Annotated in this window: 24 protein-coding genes; 9 read left to right on the forward strand and 15 right to left on the reverse strand. The window is 29.5% G+C overall.

The window, feature by feature from the left end:
- The first annotated feature begins 98 nt into the window (after positions 1-98).
- The 3 genes from B3040_RS08460 (at position 99) to B3040_RS08470 (ending at position 5,536) form a co-directional block, all read left to right on the forward strand.
- The gene (locus tag B3040_RS08460) at positions 99-629 is read left to right on the forward strand and encodes an ECF transporter S component (protein WP_291572168.1); all 531 of its coding nucleotides are present in this window, start codon (positions 99-101) and stop codon (positions 627-629) included.
- A gap of 531 nt (positions 630-1,160) precedes the next feature.
- On the forward strand, positions 1,161-3,080 hold the full coding sequence (locus B3040_RS08465) for an ABC-F family ATP-binding cassette domain-containing protein (RefSeq protein ID WP_291572170.1): 1,920 nt from the start codon (positions 1,161-1,163) through the stop codon (positions 3,078-3,080).
- An 83-nt stretch (positions 3,081-3,163) separates the two neighbouring features.
- On the forward strand, positions 3,164-5,536 hold the full coding sequence (locus tag B3040_RS08470; RefSeq protein ID WP_291572173.1) for an ATP-dependent DNA helicase: 2,373 nt from the start codon (positions 3,164-3,166) through the stop codon (positions 5,534-5,536).
- A gap of 14 nt (positions 5,537-5,550) precedes the next feature.
- Here B3040_RS08470 and B3040_RS08475 read toward each other — a convergent pair whose 3' ends face one another.
- From B3040_RS08475 to B3040_RS08490, 4 genes are all read right to left on the reverse strand, one after another.
- Positions 5,551-6,849, reverse strand: a complete 1,299-nt coding sequence (locus B3040_RS08475; RefSeq protein ID WP_291572174.1) for an MFS transporter — start codon at positions 6,847-6,849, stop codon at positions 5,551-5,553.
- A gap of 30 nt (positions 6,850-6,879) precedes the next feature.
- Positions 6,880-7,326 (reverse strand): MarR family winged helix-turn-helix transcriptional regulator, encoded by a 447-nt coding sequence (locus B3040_RS08480; RefSeq protein WP_291572177.1) that lies wholly within the window; start codon positions 7,324-7,326, stop codon positions 6,880-6,882.
- A 377-nt stretch (positions 7,327-7,703) separates the two neighbouring features.
- A complete protein-coding gene (locus tag B3040_RS08485) occupies positions 7,704-7,949 on the reverse strand; it encodes an AbrB/MazE/SpoVT family DNA-binding domain-containing protein (protein WP_017416113.1) in 246 nt (81 codons plus the stop codon).
- Positions 7,950-8,173: 224 nt separating this feature from the next.
- Complete coding sequence (locus B3040_RS08490; RefSeq protein ID WP_017416112.1) at positions 8,174-8,665, reverse strand: YajQ family cyclic di-GMP-binding protein; 492 nt, start codon at positions 8,663-8,665, stop codon at positions 8,174-8,176.
- A 163-nt stretch (positions 8,666-8,828) separates the two neighbouring features.
- On the opposite strand from B3040_RS08490, the gene B3040_RS08495 reads away from it, so the two are divergent.
- Both B3040_RS08495 and B3040_RS08500 read left to right on the forward strand, forming a co-directional pair.
- Positions 8,829-9,326: a TspO/MBR family protein gene (locus B3040_RS08495; RefSeq protein WP_291572182.1), complete on the forward strand. Its 498-nt coding sequence runs from the start codon at positions 8,829-8,831 to the stop codon at positions 9,324-9,326.
- An 87-nt stretch (positions 9,327-9,413) separates the two neighbouring features.
- Complete coding sequence (locus tag B3040_RS08500) at positions 9,414-9,845, forward strand: hypothetical protein (RefSeq protein ID WP_291572184.1); 432 nt, start codon at positions 9,414-9,416, stop codon at positions 9,843-9,845.
- A gap of 111 nt (positions 9,846-9,956) precedes the next feature.
- Here B3040_RS08500 and B3040_RS08505 read toward each other — a convergent pair whose 3' ends face one another.
- Positions 9,957-10,988: a tyrosine recombinase XerC gene (locus B3040_RS08505; protein WP_414632528.1), complete on the reverse strand. Its 1,032-nt coding sequence runs from the start codon at positions 10,986-10,988 to the stop codon at positions 9,957-9,959.
- Positions 10,989-11,563: 575 nt separating this feature from the next.
- Complete coding sequence (gene purB / locus B3040_RS08510; RefSeq protein ID WP_291572186.1) at positions 11,564-12,994, reverse strand: adenylosuccinate lyase; 1,431 nt, start codon at positions 12,992-12,994, stop codon at positions 11,564-11,566.
- A 208-nt stretch (positions 12,995-13,202) separates the two neighbouring features.
- Here purB and B3040_RS08515 point away from each other — a divergent pair, with 208 nt between their 5' ends.
- Complete coding sequence (locus B3040_RS08515) at positions 13,203-13,409, forward strand: DUF378 domain-containing protein (RefSeq protein ID WP_291572188.1); 207 nt, start codon at positions 13,203-13,205, stop codon at positions 13,407-13,409.
- Positions 13,410-13,452: 43 nt separating this feature from the next.
- Here B3040_RS08515 and iadA read toward each other — a convergent pair whose 3' ends face one another.
- The 4 genes from iadA to B3040_RS08535 form a co-directional block, all read right to left on the reverse strand.
- Positions 13,453-14,625, reverse strand: a complete 1,173-nt coding sequence (gene iadA, locus B3040_RS08520) for a beta-aspartyl-peptidase (protein ID WP_291572191.1) — start codon at positions 14,623-14,625, stop codon at positions 13,453-13,455.
- Between the two features lie 155 nt (positions 14,626-14,780).
- On the reverse strand, positions 14,781-15,644 hold the full coding sequence (locus tag B3040_RS08525) for a hypothetical protein (protein WP_291572193.1): 864 nt from the start codon (positions 15,642-15,644) through the stop codon (positions 14,781-14,783).
- 317 nt (positions 15,645-15,961) lie between these two features.
- Complete coding sequence (locus B3040_RS08530; protein WP_291572195.1) at positions 15,962-16,663, reverse strand: peptidylprolyl isomerase; 702 nt, start codon at positions 16,661-16,663, stop codon at positions 15,962-15,964.
- Between the two features lie 88 nt (positions 16,664-16,751).
- The gene (locus tag B3040_RS08535; RefSeq protein WP_291572197.1) at positions 16,752-17,312 is read right to left on the reverse strand and encodes an MEDS domain-containing protein; all 561 of its coding nucleotides are present in this window, start codon (positions 17,310-17,312) and stop codon (positions 16,752-16,754) included.
- A gap of 337 nt (positions 17,313-17,649) precedes the next feature.
- Here B3040_RS08535 and asnB point away from each other — a divergent pair, with 337 nt between their 5' ends.
- Complete coding sequence (gene asnB, locus B3040_RS08540) at positions 17,650-19,539, forward strand: asparagine synthase (glutamine-hydrolyzing) (protein ID WP_291572199.1); 1,890 nt, start codon at positions 17,650-17,652, stop codon at positions 19,537-19,539.
- A 75-nt stretch (positions 19,540-19,614) separates the two neighbouring features.
- Here asnB and B3040_RS08545 read toward each other — a convergent pair whose 3' ends face one another.
- Positions 19,615-20,070 carry a hypothetical protein gene (locus B3040_RS08545; protein ID WP_291572202.1) on the reverse strand — a complete coding sequence of 152 codons (456 nt, stop codon included), beginning with the start codon at positions 20,068-20,070 and terminating at the stop codon, positions 19,615-19,617.
- A 304-nt stretch (positions 20,071-20,374) separates the two neighbouring features.
- Here B3040_RS08545 and B3040_RS08550 point away from each other — a divergent pair, with 304 nt between their 5' ends.
- Both B3040_RS08550 and B3040_RS08555 read left to right on the forward strand, forming a co-directional pair.
- The gene (locus B3040_RS08550; protein WP_291572204.1) at positions 20,375-20,968 is read left to right on the forward strand and encodes an ECF transporter S component; all 594 of its coding nucleotides are present in this window, start codon (positions 20,375-20,377) and stop codon (positions 20,966-20,968) included.
- A 91-nt stretch (positions 20,969-21,059) separates the two neighbouring features.
- Positions 21,060-22,040 (forward strand): P1 family peptidase, encoded by a 981-nt coding sequence (locus B3040_RS08555; RefSeq protein ID WP_291572206.1) that lies wholly within the window; start codon positions 21,060-21,062, stop codon positions 22,038-22,040.
- Between the two features lie 85 nt (positions 22,041-22,125).
- Here B3040_RS08555 and B3040_RS08560 read toward each other — a convergent pair whose 3' ends face one another.
- The 4 genes from B3040_RS08560 to moaC form a co-directional block, all read right to left on the reverse strand.
- Positions 22,126-23,067: an SPFH domain-containing protein gene (locus B3040_RS08560; protein ID WP_017416098.1), complete on the reverse strand. Its 942-nt coding sequence runs from the start codon at positions 23,065-23,067 to the stop codon at positions 22,126-22,128.
- Between the two features lies 1 nt (position 23,068).
- Complete coding sequence (locus B3040_RS08565; RefSeq protein WP_291572209.1) at positions 23,069-23,494, reverse strand: NfeD family protein; 426 nt, start codon at positions 23,492-23,494, stop codon at positions 23,069-23,071.
- Between the two features lie 298 nt (positions 23,495-23,792).
- A complete protein-coding gene (locus B3040_RS08570; RefSeq protein ID WP_291572211.1) occupies positions 23,793-24,224 on the reverse strand; it encodes an MOSC domain-containing protein in 432 nt (143 codons plus the stop codon).
- A 3-nt stretch (positions 24,225-24,227) separates the two neighbouring features.
- Positions 24,228-24,701, reverse strand: a complete 474-nt coding sequence (moaC, locus tag B3040_RS08575) for a cyclic pyranopterin monophosphate synthase MoaC (protein WP_291572213.1) — start codon at positions 24,699-24,701, stop codon at positions 24,228-24,230.
- Between the last annotated feature and the right edge of the window lies 1 nt (position 24,702).

The raw sequence follows: 24,702 nt of genomic DNA on the forward strand, positions 1-24,702 counted from the left end.
GGAAAGCTTAATTAAGAGTTAAGATTTATCAAGTGTATTTACAATCTTGTACTAGTATAGTATACTATTGTATATACACTAGTACAGGGGGAATAAAAATGAAGACAAATGTAAAAAAAATGATTATAACAGCATTATTAATAGCATTTTCAATAGTAATTCCAGTAGTTTTTGGACCATTTTTGAGGGTATATTTCCCACCATTTTCAGCAACACTAGCTTCTCATGTTCCATTATTCATTGCAATGTTTCTTGGACCTTTTGAAGCAGCGGTAGTTGGATTAGGATCAGCAGTTGGTTTTTTATTTGCATTTCCAGACCCTATAATTGCAGCTAGAGCAGCTACTCATATTGCAGTAGGTTTTGTAGGTGCTAGATTAGTCTTAAGAAATCTAAGCTACATCACAGTCATGGCAATAACAGCACCAATTCATGGTATTTTAGAAGGAATTGTAGTTTACATGATAACTAAAAATTTTGCAGTAGCTTTTATAGCTGTTGGAGTGGGAACAGTTCTTCATCATATTATAGACAGTTTAATAACAGCACCACTTCTTGCAACCTTAAGTAAAGTCTTGAAAATAAATCTTAGAAGTATAGGAGAAAAGCAAAAGAAATTGGTTGCATAGAATCTATACACATTGGAGATTAAGATTTATATTCACACTGTAGGCAATGAATGTTATAAATAGTTCCTTACTATTTTTCAATGATTATTTCCATTACATTAACATAGAAAAAATATTCTTTTAAATAATAAAAAGCAGGAAATCCTGCTTTTTATTATTTTTTCTTACCTTTATTATTTTTATTACTTTTGCTGTCAGTTTTTTTCTTGTCAGTCTGTTTTTTGTTGTTATTGTTTTTAGCCATAGAAGTCTCCCCCTTAACATAATCTACTAATATTATATTGAGAGGAGTATTAATTTAGAATAAATCCTATGGATTTAAATAAATAATGAAAATTAAGAAGAAATTAGTTATAATGTTAAAGGAAGAGATAAAGTTAGAATAATAAAATATGGATATAATTTATTTTCTGATTACTTTATGAAAACATCTAGGTTATATTGCTAAATTAATCCCATATAAGTAAACAAAAGTTAGTAATTAACTAATTATTAGTCTATGCTAAAATAATAAACTGAAGGAATGATTTTATGAATTTAATTACTCTGGAAAATATAAGCAAAAGTTATAGCGAGAAAACTTTGCTTAACAATATAAAGCTTAATATTACTGATGAAGATAAGATTGGAATAATAGGAGTTAATGGTACTGGTAAATCAACTTTATTAAAGATAATTGCTGGTGTGGAAAACTATGATAACGGAAATATAGTGAAAATGAATGGATTACGGATTAATTATCTTCCACAGGAGTTATCATTTAATCCTGATGATACAATCATGGAAGCTGTATTCAAGGGTGATTTAGAGGTGATGATTACTCTCATTCAATACGAAAAAGTCCTTACTCTTCTTCAAAAAAACTCAGAAGATAAAAGACTACAAGATGAACTTTTTAAGCTAAATAGTAAACTTGATGCACTTAACGGATGGCAAATTGAAAGTGAAGCCAAAGCAATTTTAACAAAGTTAAATATAACTGACTTCTCTATGACTATGGGACAATTATCAGGAGGACAAAGGAAAAGAGTTGCTCTATGTAATGTTCTTATCAGTCCATGTGACCTACTTATACTAGATGAGCCAACTAACCACATGGATAATGAATTAATAGATTATTTAGAAGAATTGTTAAAGGCAAGAAAAAGCGCTGTAATTATGATAACTCACGATAGATACTTTTTAGATAGGATAACAAATAAAATCCTTGAAGTAGATAATGGTAACCTATATAGCTACACTGGAAATTATTCTACTTTTTTGGAGAAAAAGATGGAAAGAATAGCTATGCAAGAATCTTTTGAGAAAAAAAGACAAAACTTATATAGGAAAGAGCTTGCTTGGATTAAACGTGGTGCTCAGGCTAGAAGCACAAAGCAGAAGGCTAGAATCCAAAGATTTGAGGAAATTCGAGATAGTAAAATAGAGCTTAAAGATACTTCTGTGGAAATTAATACTGGTTCTTCAAGACTAGGCAAAAAAATTATAGAAGCTCATAAGATATGTAAAAGCTACAATGAAAGAGTATTAATAAAGGACTTTAATTACATATTAACCAAAGAGGATAGGATAGGTATTATTGGGAGTAATGGCATTGGTAAAACTACACTATTAAACATTCTTGGCGGGAGAATAGAACCTAGTAGCGGGGAAATTGTTTTTGGAGAAACTGTTAAATTGGGGTATTTTACACAAGAGAATAGTGAAATGAATCCTAATCTAAGGGTAATCGAATATATTAAAGAAGTTGCTGAGTTTATTACAACAGGAGATGGAAGCAAAATTACTGCATCTCAAATGTTAGAAAGATTTCTATTTGAAGGATCAATACAGTTTAGCTATATATCAAAATTATCTGGAGGAGAAAAGCGTAGATTATATCTTTTAAGAATATTAATGGAAGCTCCTAATGTATTATTATTAGATGAGCCAACCAATGATCTTGATATTGAAACCTTAACTATACTAGAGGATTATATTGATAACTTTAATGGGGCAGTAATTATAGTGTCTCATGATAGGTATTTCTTAGATAGAGTTATAAATAAAGTGTTTAGCTTTGAAGGAAATAGTGAAATTCTTCAACTTGTGGGAAATTACTCTGATTATAGGGAGTATAAGCAAGAGGCACTACAAGAAGTTGTGGTTGAAAAGGTTTCAGTTGAGAAAAAAAATAAGAATATAGAAAAAAATAAGCTTGATAGGCCAATTAAGTTTACTTTTAAAGAACAAAAAGAATTTGAGGAAATTGATGAAAAAATTGAAGAAAAAGAAATTCAATTAGAAGAGATACAACAACAAGTTAATAACTCGGGGAGTAATTTTATGCTACTTCAAGAACTATTAGCTACAGAAAGCAAATTAAAAGAAGAGTTAGAATTTCTAATGGATAGATGGACTTATTTGAATGAAATCAATGAGCAAATCCAGGAAGGTAAAAATAACAACTAGGCTAAATATTGAAGGTGGATAGAATCTACCTTCTTTTTATATTATAATAATCATATAATTTAAATGACTTTAGGTGAAAGATAATGAATGATAAAGTAATTAAGGTTTCTGTTAGAAACTTAGTAGAATTTATTTATAGAAGCGGTGATCTTGATAGTAGTTTCAATAGCATTTCGAGAGCACAAGAAGGCACTAAAATCCACCAAATGCTACAAAAATCCCTTAAAAACCAGTATAAGGAAAGCGAAAATACTGAGTTTCATACAGAGCTATCACTCAAGCATAGCTTTAACTACAAAGATTTATACTTTCTATTAGAGGGAAGAGCAGATGGCATTTTGATTCAAGAAAATAAGGTTACTATTATTGAAATTAAAAGCACACATAAGGATTTAATTTCTCTACAGCCGGATTATAACTTTCTTCATTGGGCGCAAGCTAAATGTTATGGTTTTATATATGCAAGTCAGCAAGGCTTAGAGTCTATAGCTATAGAGTTAATGTATTGCAATGTAGAAAGTTACGAGGTTAAGAGTTTTATCGAAGAGTATAATATGGAAGAGTTAGAAAGATTTTTTCACCATATAATGGAGAAATATATACATTGGGCTAATTATACTTCAACTTGGCTAGAGATAAGAAATGAATCAATAAAGAAACTTGAGTTTCCTTTTAAAAACTATAGGAATGGGCAAAGGGATTTAGCTATAAATGTGTATAGGACAATAAAAGAGGGGAAAAAACTCTATGCTCAAGCTCCTACTGGAATTGGAAAAACAATGTCCACCTGCTTTCCAAGCATAAAAGCATTAGGGGAAGGATATGGGCATCGTATTTTTTATTTAACTGCTAAGACAATTACAAGAACTGTTGCAGAACAATCATTAAAACTATTAAGAAACAATGGATTGAAGGTAAAATCTACAACTATTACTGCCAAGGAAAAAATATGCTTCAAGGAGAATTGCGAATGTAATCCTGAGTATTGTGAGTATGCAAGAGGTCATTTTGATAGAGTTAATGAAGCGCTTTATAGTGCTTTGGAAAATGAAGATAGCTACTCAAGAGAAGTAATTGAAGAGTATAGTAAAAAGTATAGTGTTTGTCCATTTGAATTTTCTCTAGATTTAACCCTATGGAGTGATTTGATTATATGTGATTATAATTATGTGTTTGACCCTAGGGTAAGTTTAAAGAGATTTTTTATCGAATCTAATGAGGATTTTATATTTTTAGTAGATGAAGCTCATAATTTAGTTGACAGAGCTAGAGAAATGTTTTCTGCTGAGGTTACTAAAGAACCTATTTTAAGTTTAAAGAAAAACTTAAAAGATAGTGAACCAAAAATATATAAACAATTGAATAAGTTGAATACCTATATGGTTAAGTTACGAAGTAATTATGACAATAAGTCTAATGGCATTTTAGAAGAAGCCCCTAAGGATTTATTTAAGCTTGCAAAGGACTTTTTAGAGGCGTGTGATAGCTACTTAGCTAAAAATGAAGAAAAAGAATTTCATGAAGAACTTTTAGATTTATATTTTAATTTTTTAGCTTTTATGAGGATTAGTGAATATTACTGTGATGATTACGTGAGTTATGTAGAGAGAGAAGGGCAGAATATTAAATTAAAGCTGTTTTGTTTAAATCCAAGGGATATGATAAAAAATACTTTGAAGAAAGGTAAGGCAACTATTTTCTTTTCAGCTACCTTGTCTCCCATACAGTATTTTAAAGAGCTTCTTGGAGGAGAAGAGGATGATTATTCCTTGAAACTTAAATCTCCATTTCCAGAAAAGAACAAAAAAATAATTATAGGAAATGAAATTAACACTAGGTATAATTATAGAGAGTCTAGTTATGATAATATTGTTTCGTATATTCATAATCTAAAAAACTTATATAAAGGAAACTATATGATTTTTTTCCCATCTTATAGCTATATGATGCAAGTTTATAATAAATTTGTTGAAAAATATTCTTCAGATAATATTATAATACAAAATATAAATATGTCTGAAGAGGATAGGGAAGAATTCTTAAGTAAATTTTATGGATCATGTAAAAACATAATTGGATTTTGTGTCTTAGGAGGCATCTTTTCTGAGGGAATTGATTTAGTAGGAGAATCGCTAATAGGGACAATAATAGTAGGTGTTGGGTTGCCACAAGTTTGTTTTGAAAGGGAGTTAATCCAAAAATATTTTAATAAATATAATAACCTAGGATTTCATTATGCATATACTTTTCCTGGAATAAATAAAGTTATTCAAGGAGCAGGAAGAGTTATTCGAACGGAAGAAGATAAGGGGATTATTTTTCTTTTAGATGATAGATATACAAGTGAGTTATATAAGAAAATAATACCAGAAGAATGGTTTCCTTACACAACAATAAGCAATGTCAAGGAACTTGAAGCTGCCGTTGATGAGTTTAAAGAAAGAAGTATGGATTAAACCATACTTCTTTTTTAATTAGCTATGTTATATTTAAAATATCTATTTCTTATAAAGAAAGCAATGCTTCCTATAAGTCTTAAAATTGCAACTACAACTAAAGTGTATTTTATATTAGTATTACTTAAAATTACATCACCAACTAAAGGGGCAATACACAAGCTTATACTGACTATAGTTGTATGAAATCCAATAAACACAGCTCTATTTTTACTTGGAGAAACTTCTAAAAGTGAATTTAAGAGTACAGTTACTGTTCCAGGAGTAAAAAATCCTGTAATAGTTGAAACAATTGTCATAGTAATCAGGTTATTAGAAATTACATATAGAATTGGAGTAAGAGCCATACCCAAGGTTGCAACGGCCATGGCAAATGCATTTCCTCTTTTTTGGATAATCTTTCTCCAGTAACCGTAGCTATAAATCATTACTACTGCAGATGCAATATTAATAATAGTAAGCCAGGTTTCATTGGCTCCTAAATATTTAATCTGATATATACTAAACATTGGCCATCCCATTTGCCAACCAAAATGGAATATTACTGAGCAAATCAAAAAGTTAATAAAGGGTTTTGTAGATTTAATTTCTTTAAATACTTTTTTAAACTCAATTTTATTTTGAAGCGTTTCAGTTATTTCTGTTAGCTTCTTAAATGTATTTATTTCAACCAATCCTACTATAAAGGCTAAAATAAAGAAAAGTTGATATACTATGATTACTGTGCTTTCTGTGAAAATATTTGACATTAAGCCTAGGGTTTGTCCAATGATAAAGGTAAATATAATTTGAGCTATAGTTGAATATTTGCTTCTAGTTGTAATAGCAACAGGAATGGTGTCCTGAGAGAATATATCACCAACATAGCTCTGAAGCGAAGTAACAGAAACTGATTCAGGAAAATTCATCAAGCTAATTAAAATAACAAAAGTCAAGGGTTTGATACTACTGGGTAGAAATGGCACTATTGCGAATAAAAGTAAAAATATTCTACTAAAGTAAAATGCTCTACTCATACTTTGCTTTTTATTTTGAATTTTACTAATTAAGATTAGACCAGGGATTGTTGCGAGAACTGCTACAAGACCTGGAAGTGCATTATATAATGCAACATGAGATTCTGTACCACCTAATCTAAAAATAAACTTAGTAGCAAAAGTTTTATATAGCTCATTAACAATGGTAAATAATATTCCATTTAGTGTATAGTAATAAATATTATTTTGTTCTAAATTATGATTTCGTTTTTTATTAAATCTTCTAATCACATTAAGCAAACGTCGAAACCTTGTGTTTGGCCCATTGAAAATCATAAACATCCCCCTAAATAAATGATGTAGGAATTACTTTTCCTCCTCCATAGATGCATTGTAAAGTATAGTTAAATATTCCTTAAAGTTTTCTTTATTCACACCACATACTTCTTTTAAAGAATTATCAATGAATTTACATCTTTCAACTAGAACATTTTCTAATATTTTATGACCCTTTTCTAAGGGGATAACTCTTACAATTCTTCTATCCTTTTGATCCTTAATTCTTTTAACTAATAGATTTTTTTCCATCCTATCAATTAAATCAGTAATAGTGCTAGGTGCTTGCTCTAAATAATTACTTATTTCACTAATAGTTATTTCTTTATTTTTTATAATTAATTGTAAGGCATCAAATTGAGCAGGGGTAATATCATAGTCTTCTAATATAACTCTTCCTCTTTTTCGTATATTAAAACATACCTTTCTAAGTAAAAATTCAAGCTGCTCAACTTGGTCATCATAGTAAAGCCCCATATAAACACTCCTATTTTAATAATATTTCGATTCTCGAATTATTATACACCTGTTTGAAAATTAAGTCAAATCAATCATTAGAGGTATATATTCTAAAGCTGTTACTGAATAATAAGATTTATAAATATGAAAACTTTAATGTAAATACTTATAAAAGGAGAGTTATATACAAATGAATTGAAAGAAGTGAAATTATTGAAAAAATAAAGCAATAAAGACATTTACCTAACTTTGTGTGAGGTAAATTCAATTGGTGCTTAATATTATAATAAAGTGAGTAGGGCACTTAATTAATATACTAATTTATAAGGAAATAATAAAGTGAAGATTATTTATAAATCTTCACTTTATTATTTAAATATAGAGTTTGTTATGTATTATTCTGGGTTGGATAATGAATGAAGACATTCTTGACATATGTTCTTCCCTTTAAAGTTTTTAACATCCCTTGCATTACCACAAAATATACAAGCAGGCTCGTATTTTTTTAAGATTATCTGATCTCTGTCAACGTATATTTCTAAAGCATCTTTTATTTCGATATCTAAGGTTCTTCTTAACTCTATAGGAATTACTATTCTTCCTAATTCATCTACTTTTCTTACTATCCCTGTTGATTTCATAATGCTCCTCCTAGTATAAGTTATTAATAAAATTTAAAGTATTTTTAGGTATATCAATTTTATAGGAACTGTATAAAACCCTAAAATTTGTAATATTTTATATACATTATTAAATTAACCAATTCAATTAAAAATATACATATTAAATTTAGCTGAGGAAAATCTAGAAGAATATTATTATGTAAATAATAAAGAGAAGAATAAAAACTCTTCTCTTTTGAAACTTATCTGTAATTAGTGAATTGTAAATCGATTCCGTAGTCATTTGACTTTAATAATTGAATAGCAGCTTGTAAATCATCTTTATCCTTACCAGATACTCTTAATTGATTATCCATAATTTGCGCTTGAACTTTAATCTTACTAGCCTTAAGATCTGCTACCATTTTTTTTGCTTTTTCAGTAGCTATTCCTTTAACAAGCTTAGCTGTTGCTCTAGCTGTTCCTAAAGAAGCTTCTTCAATTTTGCCTAAATCAAGTGCTCTTGAAGAAATTCCTCTTTTTATAAACTTAGTTTTTAATACATCAACAACTGAATTTAATTTATACTCATCGTCAGAAAGAATTTTTATTTCATCCTTCCCTAACTCAATTTCAGTTTTAGTTCCTTTAAAATCATATCTTTGTTTTACCTCTTTTAAAGTTTGATTAATAGCATTATCGACTTCTTGCATATTAATTTCTGATACAACATCAAAAGAATATGAACTTGCCATAATAATTCCTCCTTATGTAATTATTAGTAATATTTTATATCATATATAATAATTCATAAATATATTATTGTCTAGATTTATACATATAAATCTTAATATGTTATAAATAAAAATGTTAATGCATAAAATTAAGTGTAAAATAAAATATTTTAGGGGGACATTCATGTTAAAAGTGTTAGAGGTTAAGGGTGAAAGAGATTACTTTCTTTTACTACTAAGTATAATTTTAACTTGTGGATTAGCTTATATTGTAGGAATTTTAACCCGTGGCTCTGCAATAATCTATCAGGGACTCCAAAAACCATTTTTTTCACCACCAGCTTGGGTTTTTGGGGTAGTTTGGACTATTTTATATATTCTTATGGGGATATCGCTCTATAGAATATTAATGCTTGGTAAGCTAGGGGAGAATATAAGGAAAGAAATTATAGTATTTTCAATACAGCTAATTCTTAATTTAGCTTGGTCTATTATTTTTTTCTATATAGGCAATATATTCTTAGCTCTCCTAGACTTAATATTATTGATTATATTTGTTATAATTACTATAGTTTTATTTTATAAAAAGGACAAGATAGCAGGTTTATTACTAATTCCATATGGTTTTTGGTGTTGCTTTGCACTAATACTAAATTATAGCATTTATATATTAAACAAATAGGGAATCATACTTGAAATGCATATTTTAATTTGTTACAATATAGAGTATTGTGTTTTAATCATACTTTAAAAAGAAGGTAGTGATATTATGGAAATGTGCATTTTTCACAACACTAAGAGTTGTAACAATTGCGGGGAATGTGATACTTGCGAATTAAATAAAAATAAAGTTTGTGACAATTGTGGTAAGTGTTTGCAGCTAGAAGGTTATGATGTAAAAGCGATTAAAATTGATGAAGTATTTGAACAGGTAGATGGTGAGACGGATGCTAAGCTAGATGTTAATGTTAACCTTGAAGATTTTAGCGATTTTGATAATATGGAAGATGATACCTTTGAGGAATTGCTAGAGGACTCCGAAGAAGAATACATTGATGCTCTAGATGATGAAAATAACTGGCAGTATATTGATGATTTAGAAGAGGTAAAGAACCTATTAGACGATACAGATAATTTGAATGAACTTGGACTTGAAAAGTATCCTGGATTAATAGTTATAAATCCTAATAAATTAAAATAATTTAATTTGATTAAAAGGTGAGGGGACTCACCTTTTTTTGTAACTCAAATTATATGGGGCCATAAATATATGGAGCCATATAATAGATAAACTAAATTAGGGAAAAATTAATTATTCCTCATTTAAAGGGTTGGATTTTATTGCTTTTCGCAGTCTTTCATTATCTACATGAGTGTATATTTGGGTAGTAGCAATGTTTTCATGGCCAAGAATTTCTTGAAGACTTCTAATATCAACTCCACCATGCTTATGCATTAGAGTAGCTGAAGTATGTCTTAATTTATGAGGAGTATACTTATCCTTATCAAGGCCAGCTAAGCCGACATATTTCTTTACAATTCTTTCAACGGTTCTCTTATTAATTCGTCTATATTTACCACTGATAAATAATGCATCTTTATCCTCAAAAAACACTTTATCCTGAATGTCGTTACGGATAGGTAAGTATCTATAAATTGCCTTAATTGAAGCTTTGTTTAAATAAATTGTACGTTCTTTATTACCCTTACCTAAAATAGATATGGTATCTCCTTTAATCTTAGAAATATCGATACTACAGAGTTCGGATAATCTAAGCCCACAATTTAGAAACAAAGTTATAATACAAAAGTCTCTTTCTGAGTGCTTATCTCTATTTTTAGCTGCATTGAGTAAATCTTTGCTTTCATCTAAGGTAAGATAAATTGGGCTTCGTTTACCAAGCTTTGGAGACTCTAAATCTTGAGTTGGATCAATGGGTAACACTTTAGCCTTTGTAGTTAAATAATTAAATAAAGATTTAAGAGAAGCTACTTTACGAGCTTTTGCGTAATTGCCGTTGTTCCTAACATTTTCAATATAGGAGAGGTAGCTATAAAAATCTGTAAGCTGTAGATTACTTAAAATATCAACGGTTAGATTTTCAATAGGAATATGGTTAAAATCCATAGAATTAGTTAAGATAACAAGATTTTTATGAAGACATAAAAATCTTAGAAATAAACTCAAATCTGCACAATAAGCATTTATAGTGTTAATAGAAACGTTCTTAACTGTAGTTAAGTAATTTAAATAATCCTTAATGAAAGTTGGTAGAGCTTTAGTGTGAATTTGATAATTCATAGATCTAGTAGAAGAAATCTTTTTATTGATTTTCTTATTCATGTAGTACCTCCTAAAAATAAGCTAATGTCGTGAAACTTACATTTGACGACATTATTATTCGACGAGAGGGGGTCAAAATCCTTCTTAAAATTAAATTAATTTCTTTGATGACACAAAAATTATTTTAATAAAATTTATTTTTACTCTTCTCATAATTCATATATATTTGTCAATTACTCTAATGACACCATTATTGTTGTATTCTTGTATTTAGTGACATGAAAGCTATTACATTAACAACCTTGGATAACTCATAACCTTGGCATTATTATAGCTGTTAATACACAGATTTATCTTTTATTTCAAACATATGCTTTTCAACTATATGTGTACTAACTCATGTATTTTTCTAAAAATATAGCCTTTCATTCTATAATCATTATGTACAAATTAAAGAAATATAAATATACAAAAGCCTATATCTCAATTTACTAGATAAATTTAAGATATAGGCTGATTTTGATTTATAACACAATTAATAACTAATTAAATATGTATACCATTGGTGATTAATAAAAAAACTCTACCCTATTATAAACTTTGTTATATTGGGGTAGAGTTTAAATAAAATTATTTTATACGTTTATTTCAGCTTTTTCACCTAAAGCTTCTTTATTTTTACTTAGTAATGGATTTACAAACTCATCTATAAGATCAACAACCTGTGATGGTGCTCTTCCAACAAATTTATTAGGATCAATAACAGCCATGATTTCTTCTTTATTCATTTTAAAAGATTCATCAGCAATTATTCTTTCTATTAAATCATTACTTTCACCAAGTTCTTTTACTTTCTTTGCCGCTTCCATAGAATGCAATCTTATTCTTTCATGTAATTCTTGTCTATCTCCACCACGTTTTACAGCTTCCATTAATATATTTTCAGTAGCCATAAATGGTAGTTCATTTTTAACGTGGGCTTCAATAACTTTAGGATATACTACCATGTTAGAAGTAATGTTTAAATATAAATTTAGCACTCCATCTAAAGCTAAGAAAGCTTCTGCTACGGAGATACGTTTATTTGCAGAATCGTCTAAAGTTCTTTCAAACCATTGAGTAGCTGCAGTAATAGCTGGATTTAGAGAGTTAACAATAATATATCTTGATAAGGCACTAATTCTTTCGCTTCTCATAGGGTTTCTTTTGTAAGCCATAGCGGAAGATCCTATTTGATTTTTCTCAAATGGTTCCTCCATTTCCTTCATACTTTGAAGAAGTCTCATATCATTACTGAATTTATAAGCACTTTGAGCTATTTCAGATAGTGTATTTAAAATAATCGAATCTAGTTTTCTTGAATAAGTTTGACCAGTTACAGGATAGGAAGCTTTAAACCCCATTTTTTTGCAAACTATCTTATCTAGCTCCTTAACTTTCTCTTCATCATCATTGAATAAAGTCATAAAGCTAGCTTGAGTACCAGTAGTACCCTTAACGCCTCTAAACTTCATAGTATCTATAGTAAATTCAAGATTTTCAATATCCATTAATAGTTCTTGAATCCACAAACTAGCTCTTTTTCCTACTGTAGTTAACTGTGCTGGCTGAAAATGAGTAAAACCTAATGTAGGTAAGTCTTTATACTTTATAGCAAAGTCTGCTAATTGACTTAAAATATTTAGTATTTTTTTTCTAATTAAATATAATCCTTCTCTCATGATTATAAGGTCGGTGTTATCACCTACATAACAGCTAGTAGCACCTAAATGTATTATTCCTTTTGCAGATGGAGCAACAACTCCATAAGTATGCACATGACTCATTACATCATGCCTAACTTCTTTTTCTTTTGCTTCTGCTAGTTCAAAGTCAATATTTTCAATATTGTCTCTCAGTTCTTTTATTTGGTTATCAGTAATATTTAAACCAAGTTCCTTTTCTCCTTCTGCTAAAGCTACCCATAGTTTTCTCCAAGTTTTAAATTTCATTTCATCAGAGAATATGTAACTCATTTCTTTTGATGCATACCTAGTGTTTAAAGGTGAATTGTATGTATTTCTCATAATTACCTCCGTACAAAAATAAAATTTTAAGATTAATCATTCACTATTATAACATACTTTTATTATAAATACATGACTTATATTCGTTAAAAGTAAAAAAACAGAAATTCCTAACTGCTGTTTATGTACTATTATAATCACCTAATTCATATATATATATTAGACCAAATATATTTATTTTTTATTTTATTTAAGGGGTGAAACATATATGTACAAAGTTAGTTTATTAGACAAATTATCTTTTCTCTTAGTGATTATTGGGGCAATAAACTGGGGGCTAATTGGAGTATTCAATTTTAATTTAGTTCATTTCCTATTTAATTTTATGCCTTTATTAACAAGAATGGTATATATACTAGTTGGACTAGCTGGAGTAAATCTAATAAGATTTTTATACTGTCTAAAGAAAAAATAACTACCAAAATTAAACTAGCAAGGAGGAATCCCTGCTAGTTTAATTATTTTTCAAAGGTGCCTTTTACTACAACTTCCTTATTACGAACCATTATTTTACCTTTAGCTAATACTGTTTCAACTTCTAAGGTTTCTTTATCTACAATTACAATATCCGCATCTCTTCCCTCTTCTACTTTGCCCTTATTGCTAAGTTTTAGATTATCAGCAGGATTTGAAGTTATAACTTTTAGGGCAGTTTGAATAGGGATATTTTCTAGTTTAATAGCATCTATAACCTCCTTATAAAGAGATTGTGAGGTGCCTATTTGAAGTTTGGAAAATTTTCCATTGCTATCAAAGGCTGGTAAGCTTCCCTGTCCGTCAGAGGTAAATGTAATATTATCTTCATTAACACCGTTTTCAAGCATTATTTTTAATCCTTTACTACATTTAACTTCTCCCTCTTCTAAAAATTGTGAGGTAGTACTAGTGGTGAAGTCAACTAAACCACCTTTTTTAGCGTATCTAATCCCCTCTTCAAACAAAGATTTATTTCTATTTATATGGGTGGGGACAAATTGAGTAATAGGAATTTCTGTGGTTTCTGATACTTCAGTTAATATATGAAGTTGTTCTTTACCATCACCAATATGAACATTAACTATACCAGCTTTTCCAGAGAGCATTCCTGCTACCCGTGCATCAGCAGCTATTTTAGCTACCTCAGTAACTGTAGGTGCTGAAGAACGGTGATCAGAAATAGCTACTTCTCCCACTCCAACAATTTCGTCAATCAAAATAATATCTTCTCTAATGCTCATTAAAGTTTTTACGGGAATTTCATAGGAGCCTGTATAAAGGTAACAGGATAATCCTTCTTCTTTTAAAGCTTTTGCTTTTGCAATAAGAGATTTCATATCTCGAGTCACGCTATCAGTTCCTAAACAGCCAACTATAGTTGTAACGCCACAAGTTGTTGCAGTGGTCAGCGTTATCTCAGGAGTTCTGGTTTTGAAACTTCCTTCTCCCCCGCCACCTAGAATATGAACATGTGAATCAATAAATCCTGGAAATACTAATTTATTTTTTGCATCAATAACTTCAATTTCAAAATTAAAACCAGAATAGTCAATTTCCTTTTCTATATATCCTATTTTATCTCCACAAACTAATATATCACATTTTCCTTTATAATCTGGGTTATATAAAGTACCATTTTTAATAAGTTTTAGCATTATTCTTCCCCTTTCACCGTAAACATTACACATCCAATAGTATTATTGCCCTATTTATAACTTTAATTACTAATTATAAAATATTTAAAACCTGGAGTTACACTATTGTTAATGAATAATATTGAAATAACTTTAGTAGCTTAGTGATATAGTGTTTATTGTTCCTTAAGTAAAATGCTTTTCATTCTTTGCATCTCTTCATCTTTTTCCTTTACTAAACGTAAAACTCTTTCTTCATACTGATTTTGAAGTGCTAAAATTTTGTCATTAAAACTTTGATTCATATGTAAAATCTCTGTTGAGTGATTTATTTTTGTTACTTCCTCTTTTTGAATCAAGGTGGTCTTATAGTTTTCTTCTAAATTCTTCATTTTAATCTCATAACTTTCTTTTATAAAAGTAAGCTCTTTATTTAAATGATTATTTTCACTTGTAAGTTTATCATTACTCTTACTTAATTCATCATTCTCCTTAAGAAGGGTTTTTAACTCCTTATGTAAAACAGAGTTTTTTTCTTCATACTCCTTAAATAAGTTCAACTCATTAGTTAAGTCATGATTCTTTTCTCTTAACATTTGATTTAAATCTTTAAACTCCTTCAAATTGACTTCTAGGGAAGCTATTTTAGTTGAATACTCTTTAAGGTCTATTTTTAATTCATCATTAACTTTTGAGGCTTCCTTGAGTTTTAATTGTAAGTTTTCATTTTGTGAAGAAATCTTATTTGTTTTTTCTTGTTCTTCAGCAATTTTTACCTTTAAAGTGTTGGTCAGCTCTAAGGTTTTTATTTTATTACCTTCAATCATACTGATGTAAATATCTACAATTCTACTACTTATGCTTTGTAGCTCTTCAATATGGCTTTTTAATTCAACTGCATCATTTTTCACATTCTCTAATTCATAAGATTTTATAATTTGTTCCATGAGCTCCTTGTTATTTATACCTTGTTTCTGTGCTATATCCATAAACTTTTCTTTTAATTCTTCGCTAATTCTTACACTAAATATTGAATCCATTATCTCTGCTCCTTATATGATTAATTTATTTGTATTATATATTAATCTATGCTAAATATAAATGGTTACAAGTTAATAGTTAGGTATACATATTGTAAACAATGATAAAATATAAATATAAACGAGTGTATACAATAGGTATACAAATATAGTATCATAATTTGAGGTTTTTATCAATATTTTCCGAGATAAAAAGCATTCAATATAACTTTTATTATATTGAATGCCTTTTATTAAAAAAATGACTTACAGAAAAGCTAAGGTTTTCTTATAAGTCATAGTTATTAATCTATTCAAAAAGAGGAAGTAATCCGTGATTACTTGTCATATTTCTCCACATCCTTATAACTAACACCAAAGGTTTCAACAGTGATTGATTTAATCTTAACTGGTTCTATAGGCTTGTCATTAGCACCAGTTTTAACATTAGCTATTTCATCTACAGTATCCAAGCCTTCAATTACATTGCCAAAAGCTGCATATTTATCATCTAAACTAGGATAATCTTCATGCATTATGAAAAACTGAGAGCCTGCTGAGTTATTATTATTACCTGAGCGAGCCATGGATATAACTCCTCTTGTGTGCTTTAAGGGATTATTAAATCCGTTGCTAGAAAACTCTCCAAAAATGTTATAATCGGGACCACCTGTACCATTTCCTTTTGGATCGCCTCCCTGTATCATGAAACCAGGTATAATTCTATGGAAAGTTAATCCATTATAAAAACCTTTGTTAGATAAAGAAATAAAGTTTCTAACTGTGTTAGGGGCTATCTCAGGGAATAGTTCAACTTTTATAATTTTTCCACTTTCCATTTCAATGGTAGCTACAGGATTTATATCATTAGGACCCTTTTCTGTAGGTGAAGAAGCCCCCACCGTAGAAGGTTGATTTTCAGAAGGTTTCTCATTGGTAGTTGAATTATGTTCTTTCGCAGGGGAAGAACATGCAACTAATAAGAAACTCAGTAAAACACAAACCAATATAGGTAATTTAAGTATTTTTTTGTTATTCAAGCTTATCACTCCTTTTGCTATACTAATATTATTACCTATATTATCAAAATTTAACTGACTTAACAATAATTTATTAGGATTACAAGTATTAAGCTAAGCAACGTTGATTTTCAAATTCTTTTATTGGTAAAATATCATTAGCAAACATTCTATGTGTATGTTCTAAATAAGAAACCTTAATAACCTCATCATTTATATATTTGCCTTTTAACATATACTCGCCAAAATCATATAGCGTTAAAATATCTATTCTCTCCCTTTCAACAGCATCAAAACAATAGTTTGCAAAGGCTTTGAATAAATTTATTGAAGTCCCATGTATTATTTTTTTCGCATCAAAGATGAATTTTGTATTAATGAACCCTTGCTCTAGCTTTTGAGATTTATAGTTGTTTAAGCACTTACAAATAAATTCATTAGTATTTTTATTATTGTTCATTATTATTTTTTCCAAATCTATCTTTCCTACCATATATTTTTCTGTATCAGTTAGACTATCTAAGACTAACTGATAAACATCATCTTCTATATATAAAAATACGAAATTGTTATTAATAATTGAATCTTTAATAAATTTATATAAATTTATTACCATATGATCCTCGCCGTAATAATAAAAAGAAATGTGTTTTCCTAACCCTGTATTCATAACCATTCTCCTCTCAGTAATTATGTAAATAATTGGAATTTAGCACCATGATATTATTCTATATTTTCCATAAATTCCCTTTATTAATTTTTTTTTCTTTTTATCTAATTTATATGGTATTTTGACAGCAAGTATTCCAAATTTATTTTTATATTTAAAATATAATTAGAATCATAACTTTTTATGATGAAATATGTTATACTGTGTGGTAGAATATTTTAAAATTAAAGGACAAAAATACAAATAGTGGCTTATTAATATTGACGATTATCCTTATATTGTTATAAAATTTTTTATGTGTATTTGGATTAACCAATGCCACTAAGGAGGAAAGACTATGTGTGGATTTGTAACTTTTTTTAGTAACTCAACTATAGAGGAAAAAAGTAAAGAGTCTTTAAGACAAATGAGAAAAACTATTGTTCATAGAGGACCTAACCAAGATGGTGAGTATATGGACGACAAGATTTATCTTGGATTTAGAAGATTAAGTATCTTGGACTTAGCAAATGGACAACAACCATACTCTTACAACAATGAATTAGAAATAGTATTTAATGGAGAAATCTATAACTACATTTATTTAAGAGAGGAACTAATAAAAGAGGGCTATGAATTTTCTACAAATTCAGAAGTTGAAGTTTTAGCAAAACTATATAAGCACTTCGGTGAAAAGTTCGTTGAGAAGCTTAGAGGAATGTTTTCTTTTATAATCTGGGATAAATTAAATAAAGTATTTTTTGGAGCTAGAGATCCTTTTGGGATTAAGCCTTTTTATTATGTAGAAAATGAAAGCGGATTATATGTAGCATCAGAATTAAAAAGTTTCCATTCAAATGAAGATACTACCTATAGAGAGATAGATAATGAGGCTCTACATAATTATTTAACATTCCAATTTGTTCCTGAACCAAAGACAATGTTAAAGGATATAAAAATATTAAAGCCAGGTCATACCATTAGAAAAGAATATGGAAAGAAGCATGATATTAATTGTTACTATTCAATAAAATTTAATCCTACACCAGGAGCAAAAGATGAAAGAATGGAGGAAATAAGGAAAGTTCTTGATGACTCTGTTAGATTGCACATGCAATCTGAAGTACCAGTAGCTGCTTTTCTTTCAGGTGGTATCGATTCAACTGTAGTTACAGCTCTTGCTAAGAAGTATGATCCTAATATTAAAACTTTTACCATAGGATTTGATAGACCAGGTTACACAGAAATAGATTTAGCTAAAGAAACTGCTGATAAGTTAGGGGTAGAAAATATTAGCAGAATAATAACTCATGAGGAGTTTGCTAACGAGTTACCTAAAATAATATGGCATATGGATGAGCCTGTTGCAGACCCTGCAGCTATACCACTTTACTTTATTGCTCAAGAAGCAGCTAAGCATGTTACAGTAATATTATCTGGTGAAGGCTCTGATGAAGTTTTTGGAGGATATACAATATATCATGAACCTAATTCCCTAAAAATGTTTAACTATATGCCTTCAATGGTTAAGAAGATTTTAAAATCGGGAGCATCTTTAATTCCAGAAGGAACTAGAGGTAAAAGCTTTATTGAAAGAGGTTGTACTCCTATGAAAGAAAGATACGTAGGAAATGCGAAAATCTTCTTAGATAATGAAAAACAATCTGTCTTAAAGAATTTCAGCTCTGATTTTACTATTCCAAGAGCAGTTAAGGACATTTACGATAAAGCTTCAAGCTATGATCCAATAACTCAAATGCAATATGTAGACTTTAATACTTGGCTTACTGGAGATATTTTAGTTAAGGCTGATAGAATGACAATGGCACACTCTTTAGAATTAAGAGTACCATTCCTTGATAAGGAAGTATTCAGAGTTGCTTCTAAATTAACTTCTGAAGAAAAAATAAATGGTCATGTCACAAAGTATCTTTTAAGGGAATCCTTTAAATCAGAACTGGATTTAACTGCTATCGATAGAAAAAAACTGGGATATCCTGTGCCTATTCGTCTATGGTTAAAAGACGAACTTTATAGTTGGGCAGAAAACATAATAAAAGAAAGTAATGCAGATGAATTTATAAATAAAGCAACTGCACTTAAACTTTTAGAAGATCATAGAAAAGGTCCTTTCGATTTAAGTAGAAAGATATGGACAATTCTTGTATTCCTAATTTGGCATAAAATTTTTATCGAGAACCAAAGTCCCTTTCTAGAGCAAAAGGAAATTGCAATAGATAAACAATAGAAATAAAAAACTCTTCCTATAATATTAAAGTGTACCCTTTTAAAAGGACCTTTTATTATAGGGAGAGTTCTTTTATTACTCTATATTTTTAATTCCATTTTTTAAAAGCCATCTTTGGAGATATTCATAATATCTGTAATCTTTAAAGTCGTAGAAGTTATCAATATCGCCCTCTCTTAGAAGGATAGAATTAAATTTATGGCTATAATTTGCATCTTTTAGGGAATTAAGAAGTTTGTCTCTTAACATATTGTCTGCTAATGAAAAAGTATACTCCTTCATTACAGATATAGTAAAATCTTCTTCTACAATTGGAATATGTAAGTATTGTTGTTTATTAGGGCTAAGTATGTTTATTGCCTCGTTAATCAAGTCTTTTTCCCAATCTTCAAGACTGATTAACTTTGAGTTATCTTCAAGAGCCTCTAACACGTTAAGTGGTATATAACTAACCTCTCCAGAGTTAGTATCGAGATAACATTCTCCCTCTCCCCTAGTATCCTCAGAAATTAATTCTGATAATAACTCCATATCAATAGGTAAATTTTTCATAATAACCTCGCTAAAAATAATTTTTTAGTAATATGATTGTTAAATAACTTATTAAAATCAATTATATCATAAAAAGTTTACTTTAACTTCATATATGGGAAAATATATGAAAGTAACCTTTAATATTTTTCTAGTAGAATAAAATGGAATATGTGTTCTATTGATTTTTTTATGTAAAGTGATAAAATAACATTGTCGGTATCCTTTTGGAACTGAACTCGTCTAATAATTAAATTAGACCCGAATTATATCCCTTGGGGAATAAGAATGGGAGGATTTTATTATGCAAAGTAATGTATCAACAACTCGTAGTGCTAAACTGAGCACTAAACAGCTTGCTATTGTAGGCATGCTGTCAGCTATTTCCATGATTTTAGGGATGACTCCACTAGGATTTATCCAGCTTCCTTTTATGAGTGCAACAATAATGCACATTCCTGTTATTATTGGTGCGATTTTAGAAGGACCAGTAGTCGGTGCATTGGTAGGTTTAATTTTTGGTATTTTTAGTATGATTAGAGCTTTTTCTAATCCAACTCTTACTGCTTTTTTATTCATGAATCCAATAATTGCTATTCTACCAAGAATATTAATTGGTGTAGGGAGCTATTATGTCTATAGGTTAGTGAAAATTAAAGCAACAAATATAAGAATAGGAATTGCATCTATAATGGGTTCTTTTATTAATACTATTGGGGTTTTGGGAATATCCTATTTACTTTATGGAAATAAGTTAACAGAGGTTATGGGCATATCTAAGACCGCAGTAGGAATAACATTTCTAACAACAGCAGGAACTAACGGTGTTGCTGAAGCAGCTATCTCAGCACTAATTACAATCCCTGTAGTAGGTGCCTTAAGAAAAATACTTAAATAAATAATCTCTCTCCTAGTTAAGAAAATTTTATTGTCTTAACTAGGAGTTTTATATTATATGTTATAAATAATTTTGTTTTGAGGTGAGTTTAATGATAGATATTCAATTTGTAGATATTTCAGGGATTAAAATTGGTCATGCTGAGGATATTGATGGTGTCACAGGATGTACTGTCGTGTTATGTGAGGAAGGAGCCTCAGGAGGTGTAGCAGTAAGAGGTGGTGCACCAGGTACTAGAGAAACAGACTTATTGAATCCCATGGAGATGGTACAGTATATCCATGGAGTAATTTTATCAGGTGGAAGTGCTTTTGGACTTGATGCTGCTGGCGGTGTTATGGATTATCTTGAAGGAAAAGGTATAGGTTTTGATGTTGGAGTTACAAAGGTACCTATTGTATGTGGAGCAGTAATTTTCGATTTAGCTATTGGAAATCATAAAATCAGACCTGATAAAACAATGGGGTATAGAGCTTGTATTAATTCAGAAACTACAACATTAGATTTGCAAGGCAATGTAGGTGCAGGATTAGGTGCAACAGTTGGGAAAATTCTAGGTACTAATAACGCAATGAAGGGCGGATTAGGATCAGCAGCCTTTCAGGTTGGTGATTTACAAGTGGGTGCAATTGTAGCAGTAAACGCATTAGGTGATATTGTTGATCCAGAAAATAATATAATCATAGCTGGGGCATTAAATGAGGAAAAATCTAAGTTTTTAAATACTGAGGAATTAATGCTAAAAGAATATGATAAAAAAATAAATAGATTTAGTGGAAACACTACTATTGGTATAATTGCTACAAATGCAAAACTGACTAAAGGTGAGGCAAATAAGGTAGCCTCCATGGCCCATAATGGGTTTGGTAGAACAATAAGACCAGCTCATACTATGTTTGATGGTGATACCATATTTACTATGGCAACAAATAAAGTCCAGGGCGATGTAAATGTTGTCGGTTTTTTAGCTACAAGGGCAATGGAGCAAGCTATAATAAATGCTATTAAGAATTGTGAAAGTACTGATGGATATATAAGTTATAAAGATTTGGCTGAAATGCAAGGAAAATAATTTTATAGTTTCTTATTGATAATATAGGTGTTACAACTGATTAAAAGTAAAAAATAGGAGCCAGGTTTAATCTGGCTCCTATTTTTTATTTATTCATTTTTAAAGTTTCAGCAATAGCTGAAATACTACCTAAAGAAGATAAAGTATCTACAGGAAGTATTAACTTGTTTGCTGGATTTTTAGATAATTCTTTTAAGGCTTCAACTTGCTTTAAGGCAATTACTGCTTCATTTGTGCCTGACTCAATTATAGCTCTATTAACTTTATCTATAGCAAGAGCCTCAGCTTGAGCAATTATATCAATTGCTTTAGCTTTACCTTCTGCTTCAAGAAGTTGAGATTCTCTAAGTCCTTCAGCACGTCTAATATTAGCTTCCTTTTCTGCTTCAGCCTGAAGAATTTTTGACTGTTTTTCCCCTTCTGCTCTTTCAATAGAACTTTGTCTTTCTCCTTCAGCATTAAGGATTGCAGCTCTTTTACTTCTTTCTGCTTTCATTTGCTTTTCCATAGCATCTTGGATTTCAGCAGGTGGCACTATATTTTTAATCTCTACAGATAATATTTTTATGCCATAAGCATCAGTAACATTATCTACAATCTCTAAAAGCTTTGAATTTATTCTATCTCTTCCAGCTAAAACTTCGTCTAAGCTCATATCTCCTAAAATATTTCTCATATTAGTAACTGTAGAATACATAATACCAGAAACATAGTTTTCAATATTATATACTGCATCTTTCGCACTTAATACTTGATAAAATATTACATTATCCACTGAAATTTTAACGTTATCTTTTGTAATAACATTTTGAGGTGGAATATCTAATATTTGTTGCTTCATTGACACTCTTTTTCTAACAAAGTCAGCAAACGGAATTGTTAAGTGCCAACCAGGTTCTAAAACCTTGTAAAATTGACCAAACCTTTCTAAAACATATACGTAACCTGTATTTACTACTTTCACTGATGCAATGATTAGTATCAGTACAAGAGCTAATACTACTAACAAACCAATAAATGGTGCCATATTATTCATCTCCCTTTCTTACAATTAATTTATTATCTTTAACTTCTAATACTTTAAAAGTATCTCCTTTGTTAATCTTTTCTCCTATGTTTTTCACAGCCCAAAATACTTCATTAATTTTAATTCTGGTTTCTTTTTCTATTTGTTCCTGAGCTATAAATTCTTTTCCCTCATATTTTCCCATTAGGAGTTTTTCTTGGCTTATATTGGTTCTAATATATTTTTTAGAAACCTTAAGCCCGTAAACTAATGAAAGTACTCCGATTACTAATGCAACTACTACTTGAATTTCAAAGCCTACAAAAAATCCTAAAAAGAATGCGGGTATAAAACCTAATGCCAGCCAAGAATAAGTAAAATTGCTTGTTAAAAAGTCTACTAGTAAAACGAATAGTACTAGTCCAAACCATATCCAGTTTAATCCCATATTTATCACCCCACAATTTTAATTTATATAATAATAAAGTATATGCATCATTATCATTAAGTTTATTAAATAGTTATACTATTATTATAACAAATTAAAATATTAACTACTAGTAAATATTAGGAAAATAATTATTGTTAATATAAAGTTTAGGATTTGCATTAAAATGATAAAAATAAAGACTATGATTGTTTTTAAATAAAAAAACTTCCATAGCCTTATATCTTAGTTTTTGTATTTGTATAAAAATAAATTAACTTTAAACCATCGAAATTTCACTAAATAATATTGTGAAAAATTAAAGGATTTTTATAGTGTCTCCTATTTTAATTGAACCCTCTTGTATAACCCTTGCAAAAATGCCTTCATGAGGCATGATACAATTGCCTACAAGATTTTTAATTTGACACCCCTTATGACACTCCTTTCCGATTTGTGTCACCTCTAATATAGTTTCTCCAATTTCAAGTTTAGTTCCTACTGGAAGTTTATAAAGAATTACTCCTTCCGTTGTTATGTTCTCTGCAAACAACCCATAAGTAGTGCAGTCAATACCTAGGTGCTCCATCTTGTTTATGCTCTCTATACCTAGAAGAGAAACTTGTCTATGCCAAGGTCCACTATGCGCATCATTAACTAGACCAAGATTTTCTATAAACATCCCCTCATTAATTGGAGTTTTTATTGTACCCTTACTTTTGCTAATGTTAATTGATAATACTACTCCCATACTTTAACTCCTCTCATAAATTCCTGATTTTCCACCGGTTTTTTTCAGAAGAAATGTATTGTTTATAGATATTTCTTTATCAATAGCCTTACACATATCATAAATAGTTAATGCTGCAACACTTACTGCAGTTAAAGCTTCCATTTCAACACCTGTTTTCCCTTCTGTGCTCACAGTGGAGGTTATACAAACCTTAGAATTTTCAAAATCAAGTTTATAGTTTATATCACATCCTGTAATCATAAGTGGATGACACATAGGTATAATAGAAGATGTGTTTTTACAAGCTATAATTCCAGCAACTTGAGCAACTGAAAGTACATCACCTTTAGCTATTAAGCCATGACTTATACGATCTAAAGTAGATTTATTCATTACAACTTCAGAATAGCCAATTGCCGTTCGGATGGTTATATCCTTTTCTTCTACATTAACCATTTTGGCTCTTCCCTGTATATTTATATGTGTTAGTTCCATA

Origin of the sequence: Clostridium sp. UBA4548, assembly GCF_002387895.1 — a bacterium.
In the GTDB taxonomy this organism is placed as follows: domain Bacteria; phylum Bacillota; class Clostridia; order Clostridiales; family Clostridiaceae; genus Clostridium_J.

Coding starts and splice junctions, on each gene's coding strand:
- B3040_RS08475 (WP_291572174.1), bottom strand. CDS start 6,849: ATGATTTTCAATGGGCCAAACACAAGGTTTCGACGTTTGCTTAATGTG.
- purB (WP_291572186.1), bottom strand. CDS start 12,994: ATGAGAAATACATACAATTCACCTTTAAACACTAGGTATGCATCAAAA.
- B3040_RS08550 (WP_291572204.1), top strand. CDS start 20,375: ATGCAAAGTAATGTATCAACAACTCGTAGTGCTAAACTGAGCACTAAA.
- asnB (WP_291572199.1), top strand. CDS start 17,650: ATGTGTGGATTTGTAACTTTTTTTAGTAACTCAACTATAGAGGAAAAA.
- B3040_RS08515 (WP_291572188.1), top strand. CDS start 13,203: ATGTACAAAGTTAGTTTATTAGACAAATTATCTTTTCTCTTAGTGATT.
- B3040_RS08485 (WP_017416113.1), bottom strand. CDS start 7,949: ATGAAATCAACAGGGATAGTAAGAAAAGTAGATGAATTAGGAAGAATA.
- B3040_RS08490 (WP_017416112.1), bottom strand. CDS start 8,665: ATGGCAAGTTCATATTCTTTTGATGTTGTATCAGAAATTAATATGCAA.
- B3040_RS08460 (WP_291572168.1), top strand. CDS start 99: ATGAAGACAAATGTAAAAAAAATGATTATAACAGCATTATTAATAGCA.
- B3040_RS08465 (WP_291572170.1), top strand. CDS start 1,161: ATGAATTTAATTACTCTGGAAAATATAAGCAAAAGTTATAGCGAGAAA.
- B3040_RS08470 (WP_291572173.1), top strand. CDS start 3,164: ATGAATGATAAAGTAATTAAGGTTTCTGTTAGAAACTTAGTAGAATTT.
- B3040_RS08570 (WP_291572211.1), bottom strand. CDS start 24,224: ATGGGAGTAGTATTATCAATTAACATTAGCAAAAGTAAGGGTACAATA.
- iadA (WP_291572191.1), bottom strand. CDS start 14,625: ATGCTAAAACTTATTAAAAATGGTACTTTATATAACCCAGATTATAAA.
- B3040_RS08525 (WP_291572193.1), bottom strand. CDS start 15,644: ATGGATTCAATATTTAGTGTAAGAATTAGCGAAGAATTAAAAGAAAAG.
- B3040_RS08505 (WP_414632528.1), bottom strand. CDS start 10,988: ATGAATAAGAAAATCAATAAAAAGATTTCTTCTACTAGATCTATGAAT.
- B3040_RS08565 (WP_291572209.1), bottom strand. CDS start 23,494: ATGGGATTAAACTGGATATGGTTTGGACTAGTACTATTCGTTTTACTA.
- B3040_RS08535 (WP_291572197.1), bottom strand. CDS start 17,312: ATGAATACAGGGTTAGGAAAACACATTTCTTTTTATTATTACGGCGAG.
- B3040_RS08495 (WP_291572182.1), top strand. CDS start 8,829: ATGTTAAAAGTGTTAGAGGTTAAGGGTGAAAGAGATTACTTTCTTTTA.
- B3040_RS08500 (WP_291572184.1), top strand. CDS start 9,414: ATGGAAATGTGCATTTTTCACAACACTAAGAGTTGTAACAATTGCGGG.
- B3040_RS08560 (WP_017416098.1), bottom strand. CDS start 23,067: ATGGCACCATTTATTGGTTTGTTAGTAGTATTAGCTCTTGTACTGATA.
- moaC (WP_291572213.1), bottom strand. CDS start 24,701: ATGGAACTAACACATATAAATATACAGGGAAGAGCCAAAATGGTTAAT.
- B3040_RS08480 (WP_291572177.1), bottom strand. CDS start 7,326: ATGGGGCTTTACTATGATGACCAAGTTGAGCAGCTTGAATTTTTACTT.
- B3040_RS08545 (WP_291572202.1), bottom strand. CDS start 20,070: ATGGAGTTATTATCAGAATTAATTTCTGAGGATACTAGGGGAGAGGGA.
- B3040_RS08555 (WP_291572206.1), top strand. CDS start 21,060: ATGATAGATATTCAATTTGTAGATATTTCAGGGATTAAAATTGGTCAT.